The sequence below is a fragment of the Kitasatospora sp. NPDC056327 genome (genome assembly GCF_042261735.1).
In the GTDB taxonomy this organism is placed as follows: domain Bacteria; phylum Actinomycetota; class Actinomycetes; order Streptomycetales; family Streptomycetaceae; genus Kitasatospora.
This window is the reverse complement of the sequence record NZ_JBHJRC010000327.1, coordinates 1-9,052: the sequence shown is the minus strand read 5'-3', so window position 1 is coordinate 9,052 and position 9,052 is coordinate 1. Positions and strand designations below refer to the sequence as shown.

General features: G+C 76.9%; 5 protein-coding genes and 1 riboswitch. Of the genes, 2 read left to right on the top strand and 3 right to left on the bottom strand.

Annotation, left to right across the window (positions count from 1 at the left end; genetic code table 11):
* A partial coding sequence (locus ACFCX4_RS31450; RefSeq protein WP_376149950.1) for a hypothetical protein occupies nt 1-1,050 on the bottom strand: 1,050 nt, incomplete at its 3' end.
* A gap of 190 nt (nt 1,051-1,240) precedes the next feature.
* Nucleotides 1,241-1,341: riboswitch (cobalamin riboswitch) on the top strand.
* A 137-nt stretch (nt 1,342-1,478) separates the two neighbouring features.
* Between ACFCX4_RS31450 and cobN the strand changes: the two genes are divergently transcribed.
* Nucleotides 1,479-5,093 (top strand): cobaltochelatase subunit CobN, encoded by a 3,615-nt coding sequence (gene cobN / locus ACFCX4_RS31445; protein WP_376149948.1) that lies wholly within the window; start codon nt 1,479-1,481, stop codon nt 5,091-5,093.
* A gap of 140 nt (nt 5,094-5,233) precedes the next feature.
* On the top strand, nt 5,234-6,877 hold the full coding sequence (lnt, locus tag ACFCX4_RS31440; protein WP_376149945.1) for an apolipoprotein N-acyltransferase: 1,644 nt from the start codon (nt 5,234-5,236) through the stop codon (nt 6,875-6,877).
* Between the two features lie 103 nt (nt 6,878-6,980).
* Here the strand turns inward: lnt and ACFCX4_RS31435 are convergent, their stop codons facing one another.
* Both ACFCX4_RS31435 and ACFCX4_RS31430 read right to left on the bottom strand, forming a co-directional pair.
* Complete coding sequence (locus ACFCX4_RS31435; RefSeq protein ID WP_376149942.1) at nt 6,981-7,889, bottom strand: NADP-dependent oxidoreductase; 909 nt, start codon at nt 7,887-7,889, stop codon at nt 6,981-6,983.
* 107 nt (nt 7,890-7,996) lie between these two features.
* The gene (locus ACFCX4_RS31430; RefSeq protein ID WP_376149939.1) at nt 7,997-8,872 is read right to left on the bottom strand and encodes a GyrI-like domain-containing protein; all 876 of its coding nucleotides are present in this window, start codon (nt 8,870-8,872) and stop codon (nt 7,997-7,999) included.
* Nucleotides 8,873-9,052 lie beyond the last annotated feature (180 nt).

Sequence of the window (9,052 nt, the reverse complement as noted above, 5' to 3'; positions counted from 1 at the left end):
GCTGGACGCGGTGCGGGGCGCCGCGTCCAGCGCCCCGAGCGCGTCGGCGCGGACGTCGGCCAGCGACTTCGCGCAGCCCGGCAGCCCGGTGCAGGCGCTCGCGCCGTCCCAGTCCGTCCCGGCCGCGGTCCGGAAGCCGGCCGCCGCGAGGCCCGCGAGCCGCCCGGCGGGCGCACCGGGCAGCACCACGCCGCGCCACGGGGTGAGCCGCAGCTCGCCCTCGGCGGCGCCGGCCAGAGCCCGCCACTGGTCCGCGCCGGCCCGGCCGAAGCGCAGGCCGACGTGCAGTCCGGCCACCGTGCCCGGCCCGTCCCCGGGCAGGACGCCCAGCGGCGGACGGGTGCCGGGCAGCGCCGGCAGCGGCAGCGGGCCCGGCGGCAGCAGACCGGGCAGTTCGCGCAGGTGCCAGGCCCGCAGGCCGGCCGCGCGCTGGGCGTCCAGGAACTCCCGGGCGGCCTCCAGCGCCGCGCCGACCGCCCGCCCGGCGGGCACCGGCCGCACGGTGGCGGCCCGGCCGAGGCGCAGCAGGGCGGTGCCCGCCGGGCCTGCGATCAATGTCACATCGGCGTCGAGCGCGGCGACGTCGCCGCTTCCGTCGTCCAGTGCGAACAGGAACTTGCCGGAGAGGCCGGTCGCCCAGGGGGCGGCGCACAGGGCCGCGTCGAGTTCGCGCGCCCAGGCCCGGACGTCGGCGGGGCCGGGCGCGGGGCCGGGCGAGGCGACGATGTTGCGGACCCGCTCGTGGGTGTCGGAGGGCAGCAGGCCGACGGCGCGCAGCCGCCCGCCGAGTTCGCCGCCGCAGTCCGGGGCGAGACCGCGCAGCTGGACGTTGCCGCGCGAGGTGATCTCCGGCCGGCCGTCGCCGAGCTCCTGCGCGGCGTCGGCCAGCGCACGGGCCTGACGTTCCGTCAGCAGTCCGCCGGGAAGCCTGACCCGGGCCAGGGCGCCGTCGTCGGCGGTGTGCAGACGAAGGGCCCCTGGGCAGGCGTCCGGACGCGCCCGGTCGGGCACGGCGGCGCCCGGCGCGGTGGCGTCGGGTTCGGGAGGCATGGCGGCGAGCATACCGATGATCCGATGGGTTGCCGTCGTACCGTCGCTCACACCTTCGATCCCGAGGCCCGTCGTGCCCGGTGCCGTGGGAAGGCCGAAGCAAACCCGTACTCCCCCTGCTCAGCCGCACCCCGTACGATGCTGGCGGGCGGTCCCCGCGGACCGCCCGCACGCCAGCGACGGCGCAGGGGAGGAAACCGGTGCGAACCCGGTGCGGTCCCGCCACTGTGACCGCGGTTCACCGGAGCACCGCCCAGCGGGGCGCCGGGGGAACGCGGGAGCCAGGAACTCCTGCCGTCCTCCACCGGCCCGGGGCGCGGACCCCGAGGAAGGCTTGAAGCCATGCGCCGCCGCATGCCCGCGACCACCTGGTCGCCGGCGCCCGTGCCAGTGTCCATGCCCGCCGTCGAGGCCGGGAGGGCCTTCGCATGATTCTGCTGCTGTCGACGTCCGACACCGACCTGCTGAGCGCCCGTGCCGCCGAGGGACCGGTGCGCTACCGGCTCGGCAACCCGGCCCGGCTCGCGCCCGCGGACCTGCCCGCCCTGCTGGAGGGCACCGAGCTGGTGGTGGTCCGGCTGCTCGGCGGACGCCGCGCCTGGCAGGAGGGCCTGGACGCGCTGCTCGCCGGCCCCCGCCCGGTGGTCGTACTGACCGGTGAGCAGGCCCCCGACGCCCAGCTGATGGAGCTGTCCACCGTCCCGGCCGGCATCGCCGCCGAGGCGCACGCCTACCTGGCGCACGGCGGCGCGGCCAACCTGGCCGAACTCGGCGCCTTCCTCTCCGACACCGTGCTGCTCACCGGCCACGGCTTCGCCCCGCCCGCCTCCGCCCCGGCCTGGGGCCCGCTGGAGCGCGAGGCCCGGACGTCCGAGGGCCCGACCGTCGCGGTGCTCTACTACCGCGCCCACCACATGAGCGGCAACACCGCCTTCGTGGAGACCCTCTGCCGGGCGATCGAGGACCGGGGCGCGCAGGCCCGGGCGTACTACTGCGCCTCGCTGCGCGGCGCCGAACCGGAGCTGCTGGCCGCGCTCGGCGAGGCCGACGCCCTCGTCACCACCGTGCTCGCCGCGGGCGGCACCCGCCCCGCCGACGCCCAGGCCGGCGGCGACGAGGAGGCCTGGGACGCGGGCGCGCTCGCCGCGCTGGACCGGCCGATCCTCCAGGCGCTCTGCCTGACCTGGTCGCGCGCCCAGTGGGAGGCCAGCGACGACGGCCTGTCCCCGCTGGACACCGCCACCCAGATCGCGGTGCCCGAGTTCGACGGCCGGCTGATCACCGTCCCGTTCTCCTTCAAGGAGCTGGACGAGGACGGCCTCACCGTCTACGCCGCGGACCCGGAGCGCGCCGCCCGGGTGGCCGGCGTGGCCGTCGCGCACGCCCGCCTGCGGCACGTCCCGGCCGCCGAGCGCCGCCTCGCGCTGGTGCTGTCGGCGTACCCGACCAAGCACGCCCGGGTCGGCAACGCCGTCGGTCTGGACACCCCGGCGAGCGCGGTGCGGCTGCTGACCGCGCTGCGCGAGGAGGGCATGGACCTCGGCGATGGCCTCCCCGGGCTGGACACGGACACCGAGGACGCGCACGAGGGCGACGCCCTCATCCACGCGCTGATCGCGGCCGGCGGCTACGACCAGGACTGGCTGACCGAGGAGCAGCTGTCCCGCAACCCCGTGCGCATCCCGGCCGCCGACTACCGCCGCTGGTACGCGACCCTGCCCGCGGGCCTGCGCGCCGGGGTGGAGGAGCACTGGGGCCCGGCCCCCGGCGAGCTGTACGTCGACCGCTCGCAGAACCCGGACGGCGACATCGTGCTCGCCGCGATCCGTTCCGGGAACCTGCTGGTCCTGATCCAGCCGCCGCGCGGCTTCGGCGAGAACCCGGTCGCGATCTACCACGACCCGGACCTCCCGCCGTCCCACCACTACCTGGCGGCCTACCGCTGGATCGCCGCCGAGCAGTCCGACGGCGGTTTCGGCGCGCACGCCGTGGTCCACCTCGGCAAGCACGGCAACCTGGAGTGGCTGCCCGGCAAGACCGCCGCGCTGTCCGCCGAGTGCGGCCCGGACGCCGCCCTCGGCGACCTGCCGCTGGTCTACCCGTTCCTGGTCAACGACCCGGGCGAGGGCACCCAGGCCAAGCGCCGCGCCCACGCCACCCTGGTCGACCACCTGGTGCCGCCGATGGCCCGCGCCGACTCCTACGGCGACATCGCGCGCCTGGAGCAGCTGCTCGACGAGCACTCCAACATCGCCGCGATGGACCCGGCGAAGCTGCCCGCGATCCGCGCCCAGATCTGGACGCTGATCCAGGCCGCCCGGCTGGACCACGACCTCGGCCTGGAGGAGCGCCCCGAGGACGACGGCTTCGACGACTTCCTGCTGCACGTCGACGGCTGGCTCTGCGAGGTCAAGGACGCGCAGATCCGCGACGGCCTGCACGTCCTCGGCCAGGCGCCGGTGGGCACCGACCGGGTCAACATCGTGCTGGCCATCCTGCGCGCCCGGCAGATCTGGGGCGGCGTCAGCGCGCTGCCCGGTCTGCGCGAGGCGCTCGGCCTGGACGAGGCCGCGCTCACCCTCGGCGCCACCGACGCGGCCGAGGCGAAGGCCCGCGAGCTGGTCGAGGCCATGGAGGCGGCCGACTGGGCGCCCGGGGCGGTGGAGAAGGTCGCCGCCGGACTGCCCGGCGCCGTGCGCGAGGTCCTGGACTTCGCCGCCGCCCAGGTGGTGCCGCGGCTGGCCGCCACCACCGGCGAGCTGGACGCCGTGCTGCACGCGCTGCGCGGCGGCTTCGTCCCGGCCGGCCCGTCCGGCTCCCCGCTGCGCGGTCTGGTCAACGTGCTGCCGACCGGCCGCAACTTCTACTCCGTCGACCCCAAGGCCGTGCCCAGCAAGCTCGCCTGGGAGACCGGCCAGGCGCTCGCCGCCTCGCTGGTCGAGCGCTACCGGGCCGACAACGACGGCGCCTTCCCGCCCTCGGTGGGCCTGTCGCTGTGGGGCACCAGCGCCATGCGCACGGCCGGCGACGACATCGCCGAGGCCTTCGCGCTGCTCGGCGTCCGCCCGGTCTGGGACGACGCCTCGCGCCGGGTCACCGGCCTGGAGCCCATCACCCTTGAGGAGCTGGGCCGCCCGCGGATCGACGTCACGCTGCGGATCTCCGGCTTCTTCCGGGACGCCTTCCCGCACGTGGTCGCGCTGCTGGACGACGCGGTGCGCCTGGCCGCCGCCCAGGACGAGCCGGCGGCGGACAACTTCGTGCGCGCGCACGTGCAGGCCGACCTCGCCGTGCACGGCGACGAGCGCAAGGCCACCACCCGGGTCTTCGGCTCCCGCCCCGGCACCTACGGCGCGGGCCTGCTCCAGCTGATCGACAGCCGTGACTGGCGCACCGACGCCGACCTCGCCGAGGTGTACACGGTCTGGGGCGGCTACGCGTACGGGCGCGGCCTGGACGGGCGGCCGGCCCGGGAGGAGATGGAGACCGCGTACAAGCGGATCACCGTCGCCGCGAAGAACACCGACACCCGCGAGCACGACATCGCCGACTCGGACGACTACTTCCAGTACCACGGCGGCATGGTGGCCACCGTGCGGGCGCTCACCGGCAAGGCGCCGACCGCGTACATCGGCGACTCGACCCGCCCGGAGACGGTCCGCACCCGCACCCTGACCGAGGAGGCGGCCCGGGTCTTCCGCGCCCGGGTGGTCAACCCGCGCTGGATCGAGGCGATGCGCCGCCACGGCTACAAGGGCGCGTTCGAGATGGCCGCGACCGTCGACTACCTCTTCGGGTACGACGCCACGACCGGCGTGGTCGCGGACTGGATGTACGAGAAGCTCACCCAGGAGTACGTGCTGGACCCGGTCAACCGGGAGTTCCTGGCGGGCGCCAACCCGTGGGCGCTGCACGGGATCAGCGAGCGGCTGCTGGAGGCGGCGAGCCGCGGGCTCTGGGAGCAGCCGGACCCGGAGCTGATCGAGCAGCTGCAGGCGGCGTTCCTGGAGACCGAGGGCGACCTGGAGGGCGACGAGGGCTGATCGGCCCGCGGACCCGGCCGCTGATCCGCCCGCGGCCCCGGCCCCACACCGGGCCGGGCGCCCGCCGGCGGGAAACCGGTACTCCGTTCGGGTGATCGAGGGGCTGGTGACGGGGCCGCGCCAAGCGGACAATGCGGGGCATGCCGCGCCCTCCCCTGCTCACCGGCCCCACCGGTCCCGCCGCACCCGCCGACGGGACCGGTACCACCCGCCCCGCCGATGCCGTGGCCCGGTACCGGCCCAGAGCGGCGGCACTCGCCGCCGGGGCGCTGCCGGTGCTCGCCTTCCCCGCCCCCGGGATCGCGGCGCTCGCCTGGGTCGCGCTAGTCCCCGGCCTGCTGCTGATGCAGCGGGCCCCGGGCGCGCGCGAGGCGGCGGTGCGCGGGTGGTGGTTCGGCGCCGGCTTCATCCTCACCGGGATGTCGTGGCTGTTCGCCTCGATCGGTCCCGCGCTGCCGCTGCTCGCGGTGCTGTTCGGGGCGCTCCAGGCCGGGGTGGGCGTCACGGTGTGGCGGCTGCTGCGCCCGCCGCTGACGGTCCGCCGGGCGCTGCTCGCGCCACCGGTGGTCGCGGCGGTCTGGCTGACCACCGAGTACGCGCGGTCCTGGCCCGCGTTGGGCGGGCCCTGGGCCCTGCTCGGTGCCACCCAGTGGCAGCACCCGGCCGTCCTGGCGCTGGCCTCGGCGGGCGGGATCTGGCTGGTCAGCGCGGCGGTGGTGGCGGTCAACACCGCGGTGCTGGTGCTGCTCGCCGCCGTCGACCCGCGGCCCAGGGCGGTGGCCGTGCTGTTCGCCGCGGCGGTGCTCGCGGCCGGGCCGCTGCTGTTCGCGCTGCGCCCGGCGCCCGCCCCGGCGACCGGCGGGGAACCGCACGAGGTACGGATCGCGCTGGTCCAGCCGGGGATCGTCGAGGACCCGCGGGCCCGGTTCGAGGCCAGTGCCCGCGCCACCGCCGCACTGGTCGGGCGGCACCCGGCGGAGCAGGTGGACCTCGTCGTCTGGGGCGAGTCCAGCACCACCGCCGACCTGGACCGCGACCCGGCGGCGCTCGGCCGGCTGCGCGCGCTGTCCGCCGCGACCGGGGCCGGGCTGCTGGCCGGCGAGGACGCGCGCAAGGCGGACGGGCGGATCTCCAAGGACACCGTGCTGGTGTCGCCGGACGGCGTGGCCGACCGCTACCGGAAGATCCGGCTGGTGCCGTTCGGCGAGTACATCCCGCTGCGGCCGGTGCTCGGCTGGATCGCCGGGGTCAGCCGGGCCGCGGGCGAGAACCGGGCGCCCGGCGCGGACCAGCACCTGCTGCCGACGGTGGACCGCTCCGGGCGCGCGCTGCCGGTCGGGGCGCTGATCTGCTTCGAGTCGGCGTTCCCCGACATGGCCCGCAACGCGGCCCGGGACGGTGCCCGGGTGCTCGTCTACCAGTCGTCGACCTCGACCTTCCAGCGCAGCTGGGCGCCCGGGCAACACGTCTCGCTGGCCGCGATCCGGGCGGCCGAGACCGGCCGGCCGGCCGTCCAGGCCTCGCTGACCGGGGTCTCGGCGGCCTTCGACGCGCAGGGCCGGGAGCTGGGGCGGCTGGGCACGGACGCCACCGGCGCGCTGGTCGTCCGGGTGCCGCTGACGGCGCCGGCCGCGTCCACCTGGTACACCCGGGTGGGGGACGCGGTGCCCTTGGCGGCCGTGCTGGTGACGGCGGTGGCGGCGGCGGTCGCCCTGCGCCGGCGCCGGCCCCGGGTGTCCGAGCGTTGGGGGAGGCCGAACGCCGCGCCGAGCGGCTCGCCGTAGAACCGCTGGGCCGCCGCCGGGTCGGCGCTGCCGTGCCCGACCCGGCAGGGGCCGCCGGTGGTCGTCCTCCGCTGCTTCATCGCGACCTTCCCCCGGCCTCGCCTCAACCGATGTCCAGCACGACCTTGCCGCGCGCGTGGCCCGACTCGACGAGCGCCATCGCCTCGGCGGCGTGGGCCAGCGGGAAGTGCCGGGAGATGTTCGGGTCCAGCTCGCCGGCGGCCACCAGTCCGGCCAGGGCGGCGAGCGTGCCGGGGGTGGTGGAACGGGTGACGTAGCGCCCGCCGAGCTCCTTCGCGGTGGCCGGGTCGGCGGTGGAGACCAGCCGGGAGCGGTCGGCCAGGGTCGCGGCGGCGGCGCGGGCGTCGTCCCCGCCGACCAGGTCCAGGATGCCGTCCACGCCGTCCGGCGCGGCCGCCCGGATCCGGTCGGCGACGCCCTCCCCGTAGCGGACCTGGGTGGCGCCCAGCGACTCCACGTAGCCGCGGTTGGCGTCGCTCGCCGTGCCGACGACCCGGATGCCCCGGCTGCGGGCGATCTGCGCGGCCGCGCTGCCCACGCCGCCGGAGACGCCGAGGACCAGCAGGGTCTGCCCGGCTCCCACGCCGACGTCCCGGAGGGCGTCGTCCGCGGTGGCGGCCGCGACCGGCAGGGCGGCGACCCGGTCGAAGCCGACCTCGGCGGGTTTCAGCGCGCTCGCCCCGGCGGACAGCAGGGTCTGCTCGGCGAACGCGCCCGCCGCCACGACCCCGAACACCTCGTCGCCCGGCGTGAAACCGGTGACCCCGGGCCCGACCCGCTCCACCACGCCGGCCGCCTCGGAGCCCATCACGGCGGGCAGGGCGCGCTCCCGGCCGAGGAAGCCCCGGCGGACCTTCCAGTCGACCGGGTTCACCCCGGCCGCCCGGACCGCGATCGCCAGCTGCCCCGGGCCCGGTTCCAGCACCGGGCGGTCCAGGAACTCCTGATTCTCCGGCCCGCCGAAGTCGACGAACCCGAACGCCTTGGCCATCCCCGCTCCACTCTCCGCTCGACGGCCCCCGCCCCAGCATGCGGGCGGGGGCCGTCCCGGGCCCGCCGCTACTGGGCCGAACGGGCGCGGCCGAACCGCGGCGCGGCTCAGCCCGCCGCCGCGCGCACCACCGGGATCCAGAGCTCGGCCTCGGCCTCCTCGCCGCCCGGCAGGGGGCGGGCGCGGAGCATCTCGGGCCCCGGCCGGAACTCGTACGGGTTGGACGGGAACCACTGGGTGAAGACGTCCCGCCACAGTTCCTGCAGCGCCCGCGGGTACGCCCCGGTACTGGCGAACACCGCCCAGGTGCCCGCCGGGACCTCCCGCACGTCGAGGTCCGCCGGCACCTCGCCGTCCGTCCCGGTCACCGCGGCGTGGTAGTAGTCGAGCGGCACGCCCTCCGCCCGGCTGTCCGAGAAGAACTCGGTGACCGAGACGATGCCCCCGGGCTCCTGCTCGGACAGGGCGGCGATCCGCTCGACCGTCTCCCGCCCGAGGCCCCTGATGAACTCGACCATGGCCGGGTTGGGGCCCTCGTGGACCAGGGGGACCCTCGTCCGCTTGCCGACCACCCGGAACGCGGGCCTCTCGACGATTCGGTACTCCATGCTGCTACTCCCTTCGACGACCAGTCGGAAGGACATCCGGGGCTGGGAGACGAGCACCGTGCCCGCCCGCCGGGCCTCTCCGGGGCCGACCCCGTGCATCGCCCGGAACGCCCGGGCGAAGGCCTCGCCCGAGCCGTATCCGTAGCGGACCGCGACGTCGAGCAGCGTCCGCTCCCCGGCCAGCACCTCGGCCCCGGCCAGCGTGAGCCGCCGGCGCCGCAGGTACTCGGACAGCGGCATCCCGGCCAGCGCCGAGAACAGCCGCCGGAAGTGGTACTCGGAGGTGGTCGCGATCCGCGCCAGTTCGGCCGCGTCGACCGTCCCGTCGAGGTGCTCCTCGATGTACTCCATGGCCTGGTTCAGCCGGTCCAGCATCCGCCCGCCCCGTCCTTCCTCGTTGACGCTCCCCACCGTAGGCGGGGGCCGCGGGGCCGGACCCGACCTCCCGTGCCCGCTCCGGTCGGGTGGCCGGGCCCCGTGCCGGACCGCCCCGCGCGGGGCCCGGAGGCGGGCCGCCGCCGGGCGGAAACCCGACGGCGCCGTCCCCGGCCGGGG

What these genes read in the sequence shown, in the direction of transcription:
- ACFCX4_RS31430 (WP_376149939.1), bottom strand. Translation starts at nt 8,872, where the DNA reads ATGCTGGACCGGCTGAACCAGGCCATGGAGTACATCGAGGAGCACCTC.
- lnt (WP_376149945.1), top strand. Translation starts at nt 5,234, where the DNA reads ATGCCGCGCCCTCCCCTGCTCACCGGCCCCACCGGTCCCGCCGCACCC.
- ACFCX4_RS31435 (WP_376149942.1), bottom strand. Translation starts at nt 7,889, where the DNA reads ATGGCCAAGGCGTTCGGGTTCGTCGACTTCGGCGGGCCGGAGAATCAG.
- cobN (WP_376149948.1), top strand. Translation starts at nt 1,479, where the DNA reads ATGATTCTGCTGCTGTCGACGTCCGACACCGACCTGCTGAGCGCCCGT.